This is a genomic window from Microbacterium sp. bgisy203 (assembly GCF_057706945.1).
Map to the genome: position 1 here is coordinate 1 of NZ_JBYIPF010000002.1, position 18,421 is coordinate 18,421.

Annotated in this window: 11 protein-coding genes; 7 read left to right on the forward strand and 4 right to left on the reverse strand. The window is 69.5% G+C overall.

The genetic code is table 11. The annotated features are described in order from the left end of the window. From AC3ENQ_RS03460 to AC3ENQ_RS03470, 3 genes are all read right to left on the reverse strand, one after another. The coding region (locus AC3ENQ_RS03460) for a SprT-like domain-containing protein (protein ID WP_431801768.1) at positions 1-482 on the reverse strand (482 nt) is incomplete at its 3' end. 64 nt (positions 483-546) lie between these two features. Then, entirely contained in the window at positions 547-1,074 is a 528-nt protein-coding gene (locus AC3ENQ_RS03465; RefSeq protein ID WP_431801770.1) for a hypothetical protein, read from the reverse strand. A gap of 112 nt (positions 1,075-1,186) precedes the next feature. After that, positions 1,187-2,047 carry a spermidine synthase gene (locus tag AC3ENQ_RS03470; RefSeq protein ID WP_431801772.1) on the reverse strand — a complete coding sequence of 287 codons (861 nt, stop codon included), beginning with the start codon at positions 2,045-2,047 and terminating at the stop codon, positions 1,187-1,189. Positions 2,048-2,217: 170 nt separating this feature from the next. Between AC3ENQ_RS03470 and AC3ENQ_RS03475 the strand changes: the two genes are divergently transcribed. From AC3ENQ_RS03475 to AC3ENQ_RS03485, 3 genes are all read left to right on the forward strand, one after another. Next, positions 2,218-3,882, forward strand: coding sequence for an ABC transporter substrate-binding protein (locus AC3ENQ_RS03475; protein WP_431801774.1), 1,665 nt, complete (start codon positions 2,218-2,220; stop codon positions 3,880-3,882). Between the two features lie 115 nt (positions 3,883-3,997). After that, the gene (locus AC3ENQ_RS03480; protein ID WP_431801776.1) at positions 3,998-5,002 is read left to right on the forward strand and encodes an ABC transporter permease; all 1,005 of its coding nucleotides are present in this window, start codon (positions 3,998-4,000) and stop codon (positions 5,000-5,002) included. Beyond that, on the forward strand, positions 4,999-5,970 hold the full coding sequence (locus AC3ENQ_RS03485) for an ABC transporter permease (RefSeq protein WP_431801777.1): 972 nt from the start codon (positions 4,999-5,001) through the stop codon (positions 5,968-5,970). Before AC3ENQ_RS03480 ends, AC3ENQ_RS03485 begins: the two co-directional genes overlap by 4 nt. A gap of 29 nt (positions 5,971-5,999) precedes the next feature. Here AC3ENQ_RS03485 and AC3ENQ_RS03490 read toward each other — a convergent pair whose 3' ends face one another. Beyond that, positions 6,000-7,733, reverse strand: a complete 1,734-nt coding sequence (locus AC3ENQ_RS03490) for a dipeptide ABC transporter ATP-binding protein (RefSeq protein ID WP_431802574.1) — start codon at positions 7,731-7,733, stop codon at positions 6,000-6,002. 366 nt (positions 7,734-8,099) lie between these two features. Between AC3ENQ_RS03490 and AC3ENQ_RS03495 the strand changes: the two genes are divergently transcribed. The 4 genes from AC3ENQ_RS03495 (at position 8,100) to rpoC (ending at position 18,356) form a co-directional block, all read left to right on the forward strand. Continuing rightward, positions 8,100-8,867 (forward strand): LamB/YcsF family protein, encoded by a 768-nt coding sequence (locus AC3ENQ_RS03495; RefSeq protein ID WP_431801779.1) that lies wholly within the window; start codon positions 8,100-8,102, stop codon positions 8,865-8,867. Between the two features lie 199 nt (positions 8,868-9,066). Next, positions 9,067-10,638 carry a 5-oxoprolinase subunit B/C family protein gene (locus AC3ENQ_RS03500; RefSeq protein WP_431801781.1) on the forward strand — a complete coding sequence of 524 codons (1,572 nt, stop codon included), beginning with the start codon at positions 9,067-9,069 and terminating at the stop codon, positions 10,636-10,638. Between the two features lie 268 nt (positions 10,639-10,906). Then, a complete protein-coding gene (gene rpoB / locus AC3ENQ_RS03505; RefSeq protein ID WP_431801783.1) occupies positions 10,907-14,407 on the forward strand; it encodes a DNA-directed RNA polymerase subunit beta in 3,501 nt (1,166 codons plus the stop codon). Positions 14,408-14,483: 76 nt separating this feature from the next. Continuing rightward, positions 14,484-18,356, forward strand: a complete 3,873-nt coding sequence (rpoC, locus tag AC3ENQ_RS03510) for a DNA-directed RNA polymerase subunit beta' (protein WP_431801785.1) — start codon at positions 14,484-14,486, stop codon at positions 18,354-18,356. Positions 18,357-18,421 lie beyond the last annotated feature (65 nt).

Consider the following 18,421-nt stretch of genomic DNA (forward strand, 5'->3'; position numbering starts at 1 on the left):
GGGGTCATCGCCGCGAGCCGCGTCGCCGGGGTGATCTCGCGCCGGGTCCAGGTGAAGAGGTGCTGCGCATCGAAGGACGGCGAGCATGTCGCGCACGATGTCGCCCGCGTCGCCTTGCGATGCCGGTACGCGACGTGCCCTGCCGGGCACACGCCCACCCAGGGTGCGAGTTCGGTCGCGGTCTCGCCGTGATGGGTGACGCCCCCCGTGTAGCCGAGGGCCCGGGCCGTCCGCTTCCACGCCGGACCGTGCGCGGCCCGCGCCCCCGCGAGGGCGTGAGCGATCTCGTGGAGGAGCGTCTGGTGGTTGGTCTCGTCGTCGTACCGCGCCGAGAGGTAGCGCGAGACGGTGATGCGCTTGCGGGTGTAGTCGCACGCGCCGGCGCGGCGCTTCGCGTTGTCGAAACCGAAGCTCCACGACGCATCGAGGTGCTGCGCGATGAGGCCCTCCGCTTCGAGGCGGAGGCGCTGGAGGTCAGACATGCCGACCTCCCTGCAGGGGGTGTCGTTCGTTCATGACGAGAACGTTAGAACAGAGGTACGACACTCAGCTCGCGACCTGCGCCCCCGAACGGCGGCGCTCGGCGGCGTCGATCGCGAGGAGCGTCGATTCCAGCTGGTCTTCGGGCGCACCCGCCTCCTGCCGCAGGAACAGCGTGCGCTTGAAGTCGGCGCGTGCGTTCACGAAGTCGCCCATGTCGTAGAAGACCTTGCCGCGGTGCTGCAGGCCGAACGCGGCGATCGCCGACCAGCCCTGTCCCTCGGCCTCTTCGGCGCAGGTCGTGAGCTCCTGCAGAGCCGCGGCGTACGCGCCCCGGAACTGCAGGACGCTCGCGTGCAGCATCCGCGCGCGCAGCAGGTCTTTGCGCGGTCCGCCCATGCGTGCGACCCGCACGGACTCCTCCGACACCGCGAGTGCTTCGTCCAGGTCGCCGGTGACCTTCAGCAGCCACACCCGCTCCAGGAGAGCCGGCAGCGACCGCTGATCGCCGAGCTCGTCGAGTCGCGCACGGCACGCCTGGACGTCGACGATCTCACGGAGGGTCTGCGGGTCGTATCCCTGGATGTAGCTCACCGGCATCCCCCTTCGCGCGCGTGCGGTTCGCCTCACCAGTGTCCCCCGACCTCCCGAGCATCGGCTGAGCGGGGGCGGCGTGCCGCCCAGACGGAATGGGCTCAGCGTTCGATCAGCGCTCGAAGAGGGATGCCGCGGGCTTCGGCGACGCGGTGGCGTCGGCATCCGTGGCCGGCGTCGCTCCGCGCGCGAACTCGTCGAGCTCCGCCCCTTGCGCGACCTTCGCGGGGTGAGGACCGGCCGCCATCAGACGCGGCAGCCACTGGACGGGAAGCGGGGCGGCGGATGCCGCGATGACGAGGTTCCCGAAGCGCCGCCCCTTCAGCGTCTGGACCTCCGCGAGCACGATCGCCTCCGGGAGCACCGCCCGCACCGTGGCGACCTGGCGCCGTGCGAAGGCGAGCCCCGCGCCGTCGGCGACGTTGACGAGGAGCACGCCATCCGGGGCGAGGAGCCCCGCCAGGATGCGGTAGTACTCGACGGTCGTCAGGTGGGCCGGGGTCTGCGCGCCCGCGAAGACGTCCGAGACGACGAGGTCGGCCGCGCCCTGGAGCCCCGGCGGCAGCTTCGCCGCGACCTCGCGGGCGTCGCCGATGCGCACCCGCACCTGCGCGCCTCGGGGGAGCGGCAGTTCGGCGCGGACCAGGTCGATGAGGGGCTGTTCGAGCTCGATCACCTGCTGGCGAGAGCCGGGGCGCGTGTGGGCCACGTAGCGGGGCAGGGTCAGCGCGCCGCCGCCCAGGTGGATCGCGGTGAGCGGCTGCCCCGGCATCCGCAGTCGGTCGATCACCGCCCCCATGCGGGCGACGTACTCGAAGTGGAGGTGCGTCGGGTCGTCGAGGTCGACGTGCGACTGCGGAGTACCGGCGACCTCCAGCTCCCACCCGCCCGCGAACCGGCTCGGTACGACGCGCGCGAGCGAGCCGTCCGACAGGCGCACCTGCGGCGGCTCCTCGACGTGCGCTCGGGCCATGCCCCCACGCTATCGGCCCCTCGCACACCTCGCCCGGCGCTCACGAAACAGGATCGAGACAAAGGTGTAACCGTCGCTCAGCATCTTCACAGGTAGGTTCGTACCCACTCCCCGACGATCGCGCACGGGAGCGCGTCTGCAGTCGGAACCCTCACGGAAGGTGCACAGCAATGCTCTCCACGACCAACAAGCGGGCCCTCGCCGGCGTCGCGGCCCTCGCGATCGGCGGCCTGCTGCTGACCGCCTGCGGCAGCCAGCGCGGCGAGTCGGGCGACACCGCAGCTCCGAGCGACGTCGACTCGACGTTCGTCTTCGGCGCCTCGGGCGACCCATCGAGCCTCGACCCGGCCTTCGCGAGCGACGGCGAATCGTTCCGCGTCTCGCGGCAGATCTTCGAGGGTCTCGTCGGGGTGAAGCCCGGCACGGCCGACCCCGCCCCGCTCCTCGCCGAGTCGTGGGAGGTCTCCGACGACGGCCTCGACTACACCTTCCAGCTGAAGACGGGCGTCACCTTCCACGACGGCACCGACTTCGACGCGGATGCCGTCTGCTTCAACTTCGACCGCCAGAACAACTTCACGGGCGTTGCGCAGTCGGCGAGCCTCTCCTATTACTGGGGCGCCCTGATGCGCGGGTACGCCGACACCGGCACCTCGATCTACGGTGGCTGCGAGGCCGACGGCGCCGACAAGGTCACGATCAGCCTCACCCAGCCCTTCGCGGGCTTCATTCCGGCCCTCTCGCTCCCCGCGTTCGCGATCCAGAGCCCGACGGCGCTCGAGAAGTACAAGGCCGACGAGGTCGGCGGAACCTCCGAGGCGCCGACCCTCAGCGAGTACGCGCAGGGTCACCCGACCGGGACCGGCCCCTTCGCGTTCGACTCGTGGGAGCCGGGCTCCGAGACGACCCTCTCGGCGTACGGCGACTACTGGGGCGAGCAGGGACAGGTCCAGAAGGTCGTCTTCAAGGTCATCGGCGACACGACCGCTCGCCGTCAGGCGCTCGAGTCGGGCTCGATCGACGGCTACGATCTCGTCGCCCCCGCCGACCTCGGCGCGCTCGAGAAGGACTACACGCTCATCAACCGTGACCCGTTCAACGTCCTCTACCTCGCCTTCAACCAGAAGTTCCCGGGGCTCGACGACATCAAGGTCCGCCAAGCGCTGACCCAGGCGATCGATCGCGACGCGCTCATCTCGCAGGTGCTCCCGGAGGGCACCGTCGCGGCGACGCAGTTCATGCCCGACAGCGTCATCGGTTGGAACGCCGATGTCACCGAGTTCCCGTACGACCCGGATGCCGCCAAGAAACTCCTCGCCGAGGCGGGCTACGACGAGTCGAACCCGCTCGAGCTGATGTTCAACTACCCCGTCAACATCTCGCGCCCCTACATGCCGAACCCTGAGCAGATCTTCACCAACCTGCAGAGCCAGCTCGAGGCCGTCGGGGTCAAGATCACGCCCGAGTCGAACGAGTGGGGCGAGTACATCGACCGCATGCAGGGCGGTTCGGACCACGGCATCCACCTGCTCGGATGGACCGGCGACTACAACGACCCCGACAACTTCGTCGGCGTCTTCTTCGGTGCGGCCTCGAACGAGTGGGGGTTCGACAACCCCGAGCTCTTCAGCGCGCTGACCGAGGCCCGCGGCCTCAAGACGGCCGATGAGCAGGAGCCTGCCTACAAGAAGATCAACGAGCAGATCGCCGAGTTCATCCCCGGCGTCCCGCTGGCCCACCCCGTGCCGACGCTCGCGTTCGACAAGCGCGTCACGTCGTACCCGGCCAGTCCCGTGCAGGACGAGGTCTACAACATGATCGAGCTCAGCGAGTAGTCGCTTCCTGAGCAGATCGGCGGATGCCGCGGCGCGCTCCCTCTCGAGAGAATCGTCTTCCGAGTGCCCGCGTCGCGGCATCCGCGCCCCGTCCCCACCCCTGGAGTTCCCCCTCGTGCTACGCACCATCGGTCGGCGCCTGCTGCTGCTGATCCCGACCCTGCTCGGCCTCACGATCCTGCTGTTCTTCTGGGTGCGCGCCCTGCCGGGCGGCCCCGCCGTCGCGCTCCTCGGTGAGAAGGCGACCCCCGAGGAGGTCGCCCGGATCAACGAGCTGTACGGCTTCGACCGGCCCCTCTACGAGCAGTACGTCACCTGGCTGAGCCGGCTCCTGCAGGGAGACTTCGGCAACTCGATCCAGACCGGCCGGCCCGTGCTCGAGGAGTTCGCGCGCCGCTTTCCGGCGACCGTCGAGCTGTCGATCGCGGCGATGATCATCGCCGTCGGCATCGGCGTGCCGCTCGGCTACTGGGCCGCCCGCCGCCACAACACGTGGGGCGACCACACGGCCGTGACCCTGAGCCTCGTCGGCATCACGATCCCGGTGTTCTTCCTCGCGTTCATCCTGAAGTACGTCTTCGCAGTGCAGCTCGGCTGGCTGCCCTCCGATGGGCGACAGAATCCGCGTATCGACGCGACCCACTACACGAACTTCTACGTCCTCGACGGGCTCATGACCGGGGAGTTCGACGCGGCATGGGATGCCATCGTGCACCTCATCCTGCCCGCGATCGCGCTCGGCACGATCCCCCTCGCCATCATCGTGCGCATCACCCGCGCATCGGTCCTCGAGGTGCAGAACGCCGACTACGTCCGCACCGGCATGGCGAAGGGCATCTCGACCGGAACTCTCCGCAACCGCTTCATCATGCGGAACTCGCTCCTCCCCGTCATCACGACGATCGGCCTGCAGACGGGCCTGCTCATCTCGGGCGCCGTCCTCACCGAGACTGTCTTCGCCTTCCCGGGGATCGGCGCGTTCCTCGCGCGGGCGATCTTCACACGCGACTTCCCCGTACTCCAGGGCTTCATCCTCTTCATCGCGGTGCTTTACGCGCTGATCAACCTGCTCGTCGACGTCTCGTACGGCATCATCGACCCGAGAGTGAGGGTCCAGTGACTTCCGCCATCCTTCCCCCCGCCCCCGGCGGGGCGGCCGACGGACAGCCCGGCGCGGGCGTCGATGCCCCCGACCGCGGCACGCTCGCCGCGCAGACCCGCGGCGGATTCTGGCGCGACGTGTTCGCGCGCCTGCGCCGGAGCCCCACCGCCTGGGTCGGCGCGATCATCGTGCTGCTGTTCCTGCTCGTCGCGCTCTTGGCCCCGGTGCTCGCGCCCTACGGGGCGACCGAGCTGCCGGGGCAGCGCTACATCACGCCGACCCACATCCCGGGCCCCGGCGAGCTGCCCCAGTTCCCGCTCGGCCTCGACCGGTTCGGCGGAGACGTGCTGTCGAAGCTGATCTGGGGAGCCCAGGCATCCCTTCTCATCGGTGTCGTCTCGACCGCGCTCGGCCTTCTCGGCGGCATGCTGCTGGGCCTGCTCTGCGGCATGTTCGGCGGCTGGGTGGACAACGTCATCATGCGTTTCGTCGACATCCTGCTCTCGGTGCCGAACCTGCTGCTCGCGGTCTCGATCGCCGCGATCCTCGGACAGTCGCAGCTGGCCGTCATGATCGCGATCGGCGCGTCGCAGGTGCCCGTGTTCGCGCGGCTGCTGCGCGCCTCGATGCTGCAGCAGCGCTCGTCGGACTACGTGCTCTCGGCGCAGACCCTCGGCCTGGGCCGCGGCCGCATCACGATGAGCCACGTGCTGCCGAACTCCGTCGGCCCCGTCATCGTGCAGGGCACCCTCTCGCTCGCGACCGCCGTCATCGACGCGGCCGCGCTGTCGTTCCTCGGTCTCGGCGGCGGGCTGCCCCAGACGGCGGAGTGGGGGCGCATGCTCACCTACGCGCAGGCGGAGCTCGCGATCGCCCCGTGGCTCGCGTTCCTCCCCGGCATCTGCATCTCGGTGACGGCCCTCGGGTTCACGCTGCTGGGCGAGTCCTTGCGTGAGGCGATGGATCCGCGCACCCGCGCACGCTGACCCGGGCGGGGTTCGCGGCGGGCCGCGCCTCAGACGGCGATGTCGAGCTCGTTGCCGGGGATCGAGGCGAGTAACCGCCGCGTGTACGGGTCGCGGGGGTTGGTGAAGATCTCCTCGCTCGAGGCGGCCTCGACGAGGTGCCCGTCCTTCATGACGCACACGTAGTCGCTGATGAGACGGACGACGGCGAGGTCGTGCGAGATGAAGAGGTAGCTCAGGCCGTACTCGCCCTGCAGGTCGCGAAGAAGGGTCAGGATCTGGTCCTGCACGAGCACGTCGAGCGCCGAGACGGGCTCGTCGCACACGATGAGGTCGGGATTGAGGGCCAGCGCGCGGGCGATCGCGACGCGCTGACGCTGCCCGCCGGAGAGTTCTGACGGGTACCGCCGCAGCATCGACTGCGGCAGGGCGACGTCATCGAGGAGCTTCCGCACCCGGGCATCCCGCTCCTTCGCCGATCCACGCCGGTAGAAGTCGAGCGGTTCGGAGATGATGCGATCGATCGTGAACATCGGGTTGAGCGACGAGTAGGGGTCCTGGAAGATCGGCTGCACCTTCTGGCGGAACTCCTTCAGGTCCTTGCCTGAGAGGCTCGCGACGTCCTGACCGTCGAAGGTCATGGTGCCCGATGTCGGCTCGACGACCTTGAGGAGCATCCGGGCCGTCGTCGTCTTGCCCGACCCCGACTCCCCGACGATCGCGACGGTCTCGCCCCGCGGGATCGCGAACGACACCTCCTGCACGGCGGCGAAGTCCTCCTTCTTGCCGCGGATCTTGTAGATCTTCGTCAGGTTCTCGACCTCGACGATGTTGTCGGCGCGGGTCGCTGCCTCAGTGGTGTCAGGCGTGTCGGCAGGAACGTCGACGGATGCCGGGGGTGCCGCATCGACCGACGCCGAGGGCGCCGCGGCATCCGACGTCGCGGTCGTCTCGTCGCCGTCCGCGGCCGGAACGGCGACGGGTCCGGTGGGCTTCGCGTAGACCTCGGGCCGTAGGCGTGCGACGGCGACCGAGGGTGCCGCCTTCACGAGCGCCTGGGTGTAGGGCTGCTGCGGGTCTTCGAGGATCTGGCGGGCGGGCCCCTGCTCGACGATGCGGCCGCGGTGCATGACGATGACGCGCGCGGCGCGCTCCGCGGCGAGGCCGAGGTCGTGGGTGATGAGGAGCACCGACGTTCCGAGCTCTGTCGTCATGCGGTCGAGCTGGTCGAGGATCGTCTTCTGCACCGTGACGTCGAGGGCGCTCGTCGGCTCGTCGGCGATGAGCAGGCGCGGGTTGCAGGCCAGGCCGATCGCGATGAGCGCGCGCTGGCGCATGCCGCCGGAGAACTCGTGCGGGTACTGCTTCGCGCGCTCCGCGGCATCCGGAAGCCCGGCGGCGGCGAGGGTCTCGATCACCTTCTGGTCGACGTCCTTCGAGGTCGCGAGCCCGTGGGCGAGGAGAGTCTCGGCGACCTGCGTGCCGATCTTCGACACCGGGTTGAGGTTCGACATCGGGTCTTGGGGGACGAGCCCGATCTGTGCGCCGCGGACCTTCCGCATGACGCTCTCGGGCGCGCCGACGAGGTCCGCGCCATCGAGGCGGATGCTGCCGCGCACGACCTTGCCGTTGCCGGGCAGCAGGCCGATGACCGCCATCGCGGTGGTGGACTTTCCCGATCCCGACTCGCCGACGATCGCGAGGGTCTCGCCTGCCGCGAGGTCGAAGTCGACGCCCTCGACCGCGTGCACGTCGCCCGCGACGGTGCGGAAGTCGACGGCCATGTCGCGCACCTCGAGGAGCGGGGTGCCGGCCGCGGCCGATCCGGGGGCGCCGGAGCCGGAGGCGGCGGAGCCGGACGCGGCCGATCCGGAGTTCGCGGTGGGGGAGTGGGGCATGCGACCATCCTGCCGTGACGCCTCCCCGCGCGGGGGCCGGCGGCTGGGGTCTTTACCCACTCGTAACGCGCGACGGGCCGCACGCGCAGGTCGGTGATGGCGTGTGGGTGACCAACCGTCGGATCGTTGGGGCTGGTGTCGTCTCGTGGGGCGCAGGCGTCGCCACCTGCCCCACCGATCCGACGCAGGGAACCCCGCCTCTCTCCTCTATCGGCTCGCCGCCTTCGGCGAACGCACCGGTAGCGTGGCCCCATGGATGCCGGGCGCACCGCGATCGATCTCAATGCCGACCTCGGCGAGACCGTCGACGGTGTGCCGACGGCGGATGACGCCGCCCTGTTCCCGCTCATCTCGAGCGCGAACGTCGCCGCAGGCGGGCACGCGGGCGACGAGGCATCCATGCGCGAGGCCGTCGCCCTCGCGGAGCGGTACGGAGTCGCGGTCGGCGCGCACCCGTCCTATCCCGACCGGACGGGATTCGGGCGCGTGCGGCTGTCGCTGCCGGTCGGCGAGCTGCGCGCGAGCGTCGCCGCGCAGCTGCGGGCGCTCGTCGGCGCCGGCGCGGATCTCCGCTACGTCAAGCCCCACGGCGCGCTCTACCACGCCGTGCGCGACGACCCCGCGCAGGCGAAGGCCGTCGCCGCGGCGATCGCCGACGTCTCGGCCGACGTCGGGCGCGCGCTGCCGATCCTCGGCCTCGAGGGTGAGATCACCCACGCCGCCGCCGGCGCGGGTCTGCCCTTCGTCACGGAGGCGTTCCTCGACCGCGGCTACCTCGCGTCGGGGGCGCTCGTGCCGCGGTCCGAGCCAGGCGCTCTTCTCCACGACCCGGACGAGGTCGCGGCACGAGCCGTCCGACTCGTCGCCGAGGGCGTCGTCGAGGCGGTCGACGGCACCCTCGTATCGGTGGATGCCGCCTCGCTCTGCGTCCACGGAGACTCGCCCGGCGCCGTGGCGATGGCCGCGGCCGTCCGCGAGGCGCTTGAGGCGGCGGGCATCGAGGTGCGGGCGCCGTGGTGAGCGAGCCAGGGGTGCGCGCCCGGTCGGCGCAGGGTCGGTGGGCGCCGGGACTTCCGATGCCGGGCGAGGCGGTGCTCAGTCGTCGGACTGATGCGGCGTGCGGTACCTCACCCGTCACACCGGTTCACTTCCGCACCACCGTCCATACGACTCAACAAGTCCATTCGACGCAGCCGCTTCCCACCGCGCGGATCGCGCGATGACCTCCCCGCGCGTGCTGCCGTTCGGTGACCGCGGCCTCCTCGTTGAGGTCGACAACCTCGCCGACGTCCTCGCCCTTCACGCGCGCCTCGCCGCGACGCGCCCCGCCGGCGTCATCGACCTCGTCCCGGCTGCGCGGACGGTCCTCGTCCACGTCGCCCCCGAGCGGGTGAGCCTCGCCGCAGCGCGTGCCTGGATCGAGCACGCCGCCGCCGCGCCGCCGCCCGAGGCCGCCTCCGCCCCGCTCGTCGAGATCCCGATCGTCTACGACGGGCCGGACCTCGACGACCTCGCGCACTCCCTGGGCCTCACGCCCGAAGCGCTCGCCGCCCGGCACGCCGCTGGCACCTGGACGGTCGCGTTCACGGGGTTCGCCCCGGGGTTCGGCTACCTCGTGAGCGAGGCCTGGCCCTACGACGTGCCCCGCCGCGCGACCCCGCGCACGCGGGTCCCGGCGGGCGCGGTCGGGCTCGCCGGCGCGTTCAGCGGCGTGTACCCGCGCGAGACGCCGGGCGGGTGGCAGCTGATCGGCACGACGACCGCACCCCTCTTCGATGCGGATGCCGGGACCGCTCTCCTCGCGCCGGGCGCGCGCGTCCGCTTCGTCCCGGCAACCGCCAGTCCCGCGACACCCGCGTCCGCGCGCCCCACAATCGCGCCCGCGCCCGCCACCCCGAAAACCACAACCCCCACAACCCCCGCCCCCGCGTTCCGGGTCCTCGAGCCGGGCCTGCTCGCGACGCTCCAAGATCAGGGGCGACCTGGCCACGCGTCCGAGGGCATCGCGCCGGCGGGCGCGGCCGATCGCGCCGCCCTCCGCACCGCGAACCGGCTCGTCGGGACCCGCGAAGACGCCGCCGGCGTCGAGGTCACGATGGGCGGCTTCCGCGCCGTCGCAGAGCGGGATCTCTGGGCGGTCGTCACGGGGGCTTGGGGCGACATCGCGCTCGACGGCCGCCCGCTCGACCCCTACGACGTGTTCGCGTGGCCGCGCGGCGCGGAACTGCGCGTCGACTGGTTCCGTGCCGGCGCCCGCGCCTACCTCGTCGTCCGCGGCGGCCTCGCCGCGAACGGGCACCCCGCCCTCGTCGCTGGCTCCCGCGCGACCGACACGCTCGCCGGGCTCGGCCCGGCGCCCCTGCGCACCGGCGACGTGCTCGCCCTCGCCGACCCGCGCCCCACCGCCGCGATCCCCGCCGACGACCTCCGGCCGTGGGCGCCGCCGCCCGACACGATCGACGTCGAGCTCGCCCCCGGCCCGCGCGCGGACTGGTTCACGGATGCCGCGGCCCTCTTCGACACCTCGTGGACGGTCTCACCTCGAGCCGACCGCGTCGGCATCCGCCTCGAGGGAACCCCCCTCGAGCGCGCGCGCACGGATGAGCTTCCGAGCGAGGGCATGCTCCCCGGGGCCATCCAGGTGCCCCCGGACGGGATGCCGGTGATCCTCGGTCCCGACGGCCCCGTCACCGGCGGCTATCCCGTGATCGCCGTGGTGACGGATGCCTTTCGCGATGCCCTCGCGCAGGCGCGCCCCGGGACTCTCCTCCGGTTCCGGCACGCGCGCTGACGCGGGCGGCGGGGTCGAAACGACGGGATGCCGCGCGGTTATACCGCAGCATCCGAAAGTCGTCAAGGATTCCGCTTTACATGGCGCGTCGTGAAGCGTATAGTGGGTAGTTGCGCTCCCTCCCCCCATGCCCTCATATGGTGGTCGGCTTGCGCCTGCAGATCCCGCTTCCCGCATCATGCGGCGGCGCGTGGCAGGCGGCGGGGACGGAGCACTCCACCTGACGACAAGGAAACCAGCCCCTGCCCGGGCTCATGGAGGTACTCCCTTGGCTGCTGCGCGCAACGCAACCAACCCCACCACCACCCCCAAGAACGGCCGAGGCGCATCGCGCCTCTCGTTCGCCAAGATCACCGACACGCTCGAGGTCCCCGACCTTCTCGCGCTGCAGACGGAGTCTTTCGACTGGCTCGTCGCGAACGACGCCTGGAAGGCCCGTGTCGCGCAGGCGAAGGCGGACGGCCGCACCGACGTGCCGGAGATCAGCGGCCTCGAGGAGATCTTCGAGGAGATCTCGCCCATCGAGGATCTCGGCGAGACGATGCAGCTGAGCTTCACGAACCCGTACCTCGAGCCCGAGAAGTACTCGATCGAAGAGTGCAAGGAGCGCGGCAAGACCTACGCCGCCCCCCTCTACGTCGAGGCCGAGTTCATGAACCACCTCACGGGTGAGATCAAGACGCAGACGGTCTTCATGGGCGACTTCCCGCTCCAGACCGACAAGGGCACGTTCATCATCAACGGCACCGAGCGTGTCGTCGTCTCGCAGCTCGTCCGCTCGCCCGGCGTCTACTTCGACAAGACCCCCGACAAGACGTCCGACAAGGACATCGTGTCGGCGCGCGTCATCCCGAGCCGCGGTGCGTGGCTCGAGTTCGAGATCGACAAGCGCGACCAGGTCGGCGTCCGCATCGACCGCAAGCGCAAGCAGTCGGTCACCGTCTTCCTCAAGGCCCTGGGCCTGTCGAGCGAGGACATCCTCAACGAGTTCGCCGGCTACGACTCGATCGCCGACACGCTCTCGAAGGACACGATCCTCACCAAGGAGGACGCGCTCCGCGACATCTACCGTAAGCTCCGTCCGGGCGAGCAGGTCGCCGCCGAGGCCGCCCGCGCGCTCCTCGACAACTTCTACTTCAACCCGAAGCGCTACGACCTCGCGAAGGTCGGCCGCTACAAGATCAATCAGAAGCTCGGGCTCGACAAGTCGCTGAGCGACTCGGTGCTCACCGTCGACGACATCGTCGCGACGATCAAGTACCTCGTCGCCCTGCACCGCGGCGACGAGTCGATCCCCGGTGTCCGCGGCGGTGAGGCGGCCGAGATCCGTCTCGACGTCGACGACATCGACAACTTCGGCAACCGTCGCATCCGCGCCGTCGGCGAGCTCATCCAGAACCAGGTCCGCACGGGTCTGTCGCGCATGGAGCGCGTCGTCCGCGAGCGCATGACCACGCAGGACATCGAGGCCATCACGCCGCAGACCCTGATCAACGTGCGCCCCGTCGTCGCCGCGATCAAGGAGTTCTTCGGAACCTCGCAGCTGTCGCAGTTCATGGATCAGAACAACCCGCTCGCGGGTCTGACCCACAAGCGCCGCCTCTCGGCGCTCGGCCCCGGTGGTCTGTCGCGTGAGCGCGCGGGCGTCGAGGTCCGTGACGTTCACCCCTCGCACTACGGCCGCATGTGCCCGATCGAGACCCCGGAAGGCCCGAACATCGGCCTCATCGGCTCGCTCGCGTCCTTCGCGCGCATCAACGCGTTCGGGTTCATCGAGACCCCGTACCGCCGCGTCGAAGACGGCAAGGTCACCGACAAGATCGACTACCTGACGGCCTCCGAGGAGGTCGACTACATCGTCGCCCAGGCCGGTGCCGAGCTCGATAAGGACGGCAAGTTCGTCCTCGACCGCGTCCTCGCCCGTCGCGGCCAGGGCGGCGAGGTCGACCTGTTCCCCGTCGACGAGATCGGCTACATGGATGTCTCCCCGCGCCAGATGGTGTCGGTGGGTACCTCTCTCATCCCCTTCCTCGAGCACGACGACGCGAACCGCGCCCTCATGGGTGCAAACATGCAGCGTCAGGCGGTGCCGCTGCTGCGCAGCGACTCGCCGTTCGTCGGCACGGGCATGGAGGGCTACGCGGCCATCGACGCCGGTGACGTGGTCACCGCCGACAAGGCGGGCGTCGTCGTTGAGGTCTCAGCCGACGTCGTCACCGTGCAGCTCGACGAAGGCGGCACGAAGGACTACTTCCTCCGCAAGTTCGACCGCTCCAACCAGGGCAACTCCTACAACCAGCGCGTCACCGTCTCGGGGGGCGATCGGGTCGAGGTCGGCGAGGTCATCGCCGACGGCCCCGCCACCGAGAACGGCGAGCTCGCGATCGGCAAGAACCTGCTCGTCGCGTTCATGACGTGGGAGGGTCACAACTTCGAGGACGCCATCATCCTCAGCCAGGACCTCGTCAAGAACGACACGCTCTCCTCGATCCACATCGAGGAGTACGAGGTGGATGCCCGTGACACCAAGCTCGGCAAGGAGGAGATCACCCGTGACCTCCCCAACGTCAGCCCCGACCTCCTGAAGGACCTCGACGAGCGCGGCATCGTCCGCATCGGCGCCGAGGTCCGCCCCGGCGACATCCTCGTCGGCAAGGTCACCCCGAAGGGCGAGACGGAGCTCTCGGCCGAGGAGCGCCTGCTCCGCGCGATCTTCAACGAGAAGAGCCGCGAGGTCCGCGACACGTCGCTGAAGGTCCCCCACGGCGAGCAGGGCACCGTCATCGCGGTCAAGGAGTTCAACGCTGAGGACGGCGACGACGAGCTCGGCTCGGGCGTCAACCGCCGGGTCGTGGTCTACATCGCCCAGAAGCGCAAGATCACCGAGGGCGACAAGCTCGCCGGCCGCCACGGCAACAAGGGCGTCATCGCGAAGATCCTCCCCGTCGAAGACATGCCCTTCCTCGCCGACGGCACGCCCGTCGACGTGGTGCTGAACCCGCTCGGCATCCCCGGCCGCATGAACTTCGGCCAGGTGCTCGAGACCCACCTCGGGTGGATCTCGAAGCAGGGCTGGAAGGTCGAGGGCAACCCGGAGTGGGCCGCGCACCTGCCCGAGGCGGCCCGCGAGGCCGCGCCCGGCACGAAGGTCGCGACTCCGGTGTTCGACGGCGCCTACGAGGCGGAGATCGCGGGTCTTCTCGACTCGACGCTGCCCAACCGCGACGGCGAGCGCCTCATCGACTCGTCGGGCAAGACGCAGCTGTTCGACGGCCGCTCCGGCGAGCCGTTCCCGGCGCCCATCTCGGTCGGCTACATGTACATCCTGAAGCTGCACCACCTCGTGGACGACAAGATCCACGCGCGCTCCACCGGCCCGTACTCGATGATCACCCAGCAGCCGCTCGGTGGTAAGGCGCAGTTCGGCGGTCAGCGCTTCGGTGAGATGGAGGTGTGGGCCCTCGAGGCCTACGGCGCCGCGTACGCGCTGCAGGAGCTCCTCACGATCAAGTCCGACGACATCGTGGGCCGCGTCAAGGTCTACGAGGCGATCGTCAAGGGCGAGAACATCCAGGAGCCCGGCATCCCCGAGTCCTTCAAGGTGCTCATGAAGGAGATGCAGTCGCTCTGCCTGAACGTCGAGGTCCTCTCGGCCGACGGCACGGCGGTCAACCTCCGTGACACCGACGACGAGGCCTTCCGCGCAGCGGAGGAGCTCGGCATCAACATCTCCACGCGGTTCGAGTCGTCGTCCATCGACGAGATCTGACCACTGGTTTCGATACGCCGCTGATGCGGCTACTCAACCACCGATTTTGAGAAGTTTCTGAGACACAGGAGAACCAGTGCTCGAGTCCACCACTTTCGATCAGCTTCGCATCGGCCTCGCGACCGCCGACGACATCCGTCGTTGGTCCTACGGCGAGGTCAAGAAGCCCGAGACCATCAACTACCGCACCCTCAAGCCCGAGAAGGACGGTCTGTTCGGCGAGCAGATCTTCGGCCCCTCGCGCGACTGGGAGTGCGCCTGCGGCAAGTACAAGCGCGTCCGCTTCAAGGGCATCGTCTGCGAGCGCTGCGGCGTCGAGGTCACCAAGTCCTCGGTCCGCCGCGAGCGCATGGGCCACATCGAGCTCGCCGCGCCCGTCACTCACATCTGGTACTTCAAGGGCGTGCCCTCGCGCCTCGGGTACCTGCTCGACATGGCGCCGAAGGACCTCGAGAAGGTCATCTACTTCGCCGCCTACATGGTGATCTCCGTCGACGAGGAGGCGCGTCACCGCGACCTCCCGACGCACGAGGCCAACCTGCGCCTCGAGATCAAGAACCTCGCCGACCGTCGTGACGCCCGCGTCGCGGCGCGCCTGGCGAAGCTGGAGGAGGAGCTCGCCGCCCTGGAGGCGGAGGGCGCCAAGGCCGACCAGAAGAAGAAGGTCAAGGATGCCGCCGAGAAGGAGATGGCATCCATCCGCAAGAACGCGGACGACCAGGTCGCCAAGCTCGAGCGCATGTGGGAGGAGTTCCGGGGCCTCGCCGTCGGTCAGCTCAAGCAGGAGGACGACGTCTTCCACGAGCTGCAGGACCGCTTCGGTCAGTACTTCGAGGCCTACATGGGTGCCGAGTCGATCCAGCGTCGCCTTCAGGCGTTCGACCTGCAGGCCGAGGCCGACAGCCTCCACCTGCAGATCTCCGAGGGCAAGGGCCAGCGCAAGATCCGTGCGATCAAGCGTCTGAAGGTCGTCAACTCGTTCCTGCAGACCGGCATGTCCCCGGCATCCATGGTCCTCGACGTCGTCCCGGTGATCCCGCCGGAGCTGCGCCCGATGGTCCAGCTCGACGGTGGCCGCTTCGCCACGAGCGACCTGAACGACCTGTACCGTCGCGTGATCAACCGCAACAACCGCCTCCGTCGCCTGATCGACCTCGGCGCCCCCGAGATCATCGTCAACAACGAGAAGCGCATGCTGCAGGAGGCCGTCGACGCGCTGTTCGACAACGGCCGCCGTGGTCGCCCGGTCACCGGTACCGGCAACCGTGCGCTCAAGTCGCTGTCCGACATGCTCAAGGGCAAGCAGGGCCGCTTCCGTCAGAACCTGCTCGGAAAGCGCGTCGACTACTCGGGCCGTTCGGTCATCATCGTCGGCCCCCAGCTGAAGCTGCACCAGTGCGGTCTGCCCAAGCAGATGGCCCTCGAGCTCTTCAAGCCGTTCGTGATCAAGCGCCTCATCGACCTCGGTCACGCGCAGAACATCAAGGCGGCCAAGCGTCAGGTCGAGCGCATGCACGCGCAGGTCTGGGACGTGCTCGAGGAGATCATCCGCGAGCGCCCCGTGCTGCTCAACCGTGCGCCCACGCTCCACCGCCTCGGCATCCAGGCGTTCGAGCCGCAGCTCGTCGAGGGCAAGGCCATCCAGCTCCACCCGCTCGTCTGCGCGGCGTTCAACGCCGACTTCGACGGCGACCAGATGGCCGTGCACCTGCCGCTGTCGGTCGAGGCCCAGGCTGAGGCCCGCGTGCTGATGCTCGCGTCGAACAACATCCTGAAGCCGTCCGACGGCCGCCCGGTCACCCTGCCCTCGCAGGACATGATCATCGGCCTGCACCACCTGACCACGGTCAAGGAGGGCGCTGCCGGTGAGGGCCGCGTGTTCGGCTCGGTCGGCGAGGCGATCCTCGCGAAGGACGAGGGCACCCTCGACCTGCAGGCGAAGGTCCGCATCCGCATTCCGGGTCTGACCTTCCTCGAGGGCGAGGCTCCCGAGGGCTACGAGCGCCACGGCCTGGTGGACGCGTCGCTCGGTCAGGCGATCTTCAACGACACGCTCCCCAAGGGGTACCCGTTCGTGCGCGAGCAGGCCGACAAGGGCAAGCTGTCGCAGATCGTCAACAAGCTCGCCGAGGAGTACCCGAAGGTGGAGGTCGCGGCCTCGCTCGACCGCATCAAGGACGCCGGCTTCTACTGGGCGACCCGCTCGGGTGTCACCGTCGCGCTCTCCGATGTCCTCACGCCCCCGAACAAGGGCGAGATCATCGCCGAGTACGAGAAGCGTGCGCAGAAGGTGCAGTCGCAGTTCGAGAAGGGTCTCGTCACCGACGCGGAGCGCCGCCAGGAGCAGATCAAGATCTGGACCGAGGCGACCGACGAGGTGCAGGCGGCCATGAAGGCCAACTTCCCCGCCGACAACACCATCAACCGCATGGTGTCCTCGGGTGCCCGTGGTAACTGGCTGCAGATCCGGAACATCGCCGGCATCCGAGGCCTGGTCAACAACACCAAGGGTGAGATCATGCCGCGTCCGATCATCTCCTCGTACCGCGAGGGGCTGTCGGTGGCGGAGTACTTCACCGCGACGCACGGTGCCCGTAAGGGTCTGGCCGACACGGCCCTCCGCACGGCCGACTCGGGCTACCTGACCCGACGCCTGGTCGACGTCTCGCAGGATGTCATCATCCGCGAGGACGACTGCGGCACGACGAAGGGCCTCGAGTTCACGATCGCCGCTCCCGGCGCGGACGGCACGCTCGTCCGCGACGCGAACGTCGAGAACTCGGTGTTCGCCCGTACGCTCGCCGCCGACGTCGTCTCGCCCTCGGGCGAGGTCGTCGCCTCGGCCGGTGAGGACGTCGGCGACGTGCTGATCGACAAGCTGGTGGATGCCGGTGTCGAGACCATCAAGGTCCGCTCCGTCCTCACCTGCGACTCGGCGGTCGGCGTCTGCGCGCGCTGCTACGGCCGTTCGCTCGCGACCGGCAAGCTCGTCGACATCGGCGAGGCGGTCGGCATCATCGCCGCCCAGTCGATCGGTGAGCCCGGCACGCAGCTGACGATGCGTACGTTCCACACGGGTGGTTCGGCCTCCGCCGACGACATCACCCAGGGTCTGCCGCGCGTCCAGGAGCTGTTCGAGGCGCGTACCCCGAAGGGTGCGTCCCCGATCGCCGAGGCCGACGGTCGCATCACGATCGACGAGACCGACAAGGCCAAGAAGGTCATCCTGACCCCCGACAACGGCGACGAGCCGCACGTCTACCCCGTGCTCAAGCGCGCGACGCTGCTGGTCGAGGACGGCCAGCACGTCACGGTCGGCCAGCCGCTGCAGGTCGGCACGCTCGACCCCAAGGAGGTCATGCGTGTCATGGGTGCCCGCGAGGTGCAGAAGTACCTCGTCGGCGGCGTGCAGGGCGTCTACCGTTCGCAGGGTGTGCCGATCCACGACAAGCACATCGAGGTCATCGTCCGTCAGATGCTCCGTAAGGTCACGGTCGTCGACCACGGCGAGACGGACCTCCTGCCCGGTGAGCTGGTGGACTTCAAGCGCTACCAGCAGATGAACCGCGAGGCCGTCGCGCAGGGCAAGCGCCCCGCGTCCGGTCGCCCGGAGCTCATGGGTATCACGAAGGCGTCGCTTGCGACCGAGTCGTGGCTGTCCGCGGCATCCTTCCAGGAGACGACCCGCGTCCTCACGCAGGCCGCCATGGAGGGCAAGAGCGACCCGCTGGTCGGCCTCAAGGAGAACGTCATCATCGGAAAGCTCATCCCCGCCGGAACCGGACTTGCGAAGTACCGCAACGTCACGGTCGAGGCGACGGAGGAGGCCAAGAGCGAGCGGTACCCCAACCGCATCTTCGCCTCGGACGGCGCCTACAGCGACGCCGACCTGAGCTACGTCGACTTCGACAGCTTCACGACCGACGGGTTCTCGACCGAGTACAACTGAGCCTGACGCGTCGAAAGGGCGGTCCCGCATCCGCGGGGCCGCCCTTTCGCGTCCCCGGCATCCGT

Bases quoted from the DNA above. Each gene is read 5' to 3' on its own strand.
- AC3ENQ_RS03500 (WP_431801781.1), top strand. From the start codon at position 9,067: ATGACCTCCCCGCGCGTGCTGCCGTTCGGTGACCGCGGCCTCCTCGTT.
- AC3ENQ_RS03490 (WP_431802574.1), bottom strand. From the start codon at position 7,733: ATGGCCGTCGACTTCCGCACCGTCGCGGGCGACGTGCACGCGGTCGAG.
- AC3ENQ_RS03475 (WP_431801774.1), top strand. From the start codon at position 2,218: ATGCTCTCCACGACCAACAAGCGGGCCCTCGCCGGCGTCGCGGCCCTC.
- AC3ENQ_RS03470 (WP_431801772.1), bottom strand. From the start codon at position 2,047: ATGGCCCGAGCGCACGTCGAGGAGCCGCCGCAGGTGCGCCTGTCGGAC.
- AC3ENQ_RS03495 (WP_431801779.1), top strand. From the start codon at position 8,100: ATGGATGCCGGGCGCACCGCGATCGATCTCAATGCCGACCTCGGCGAG.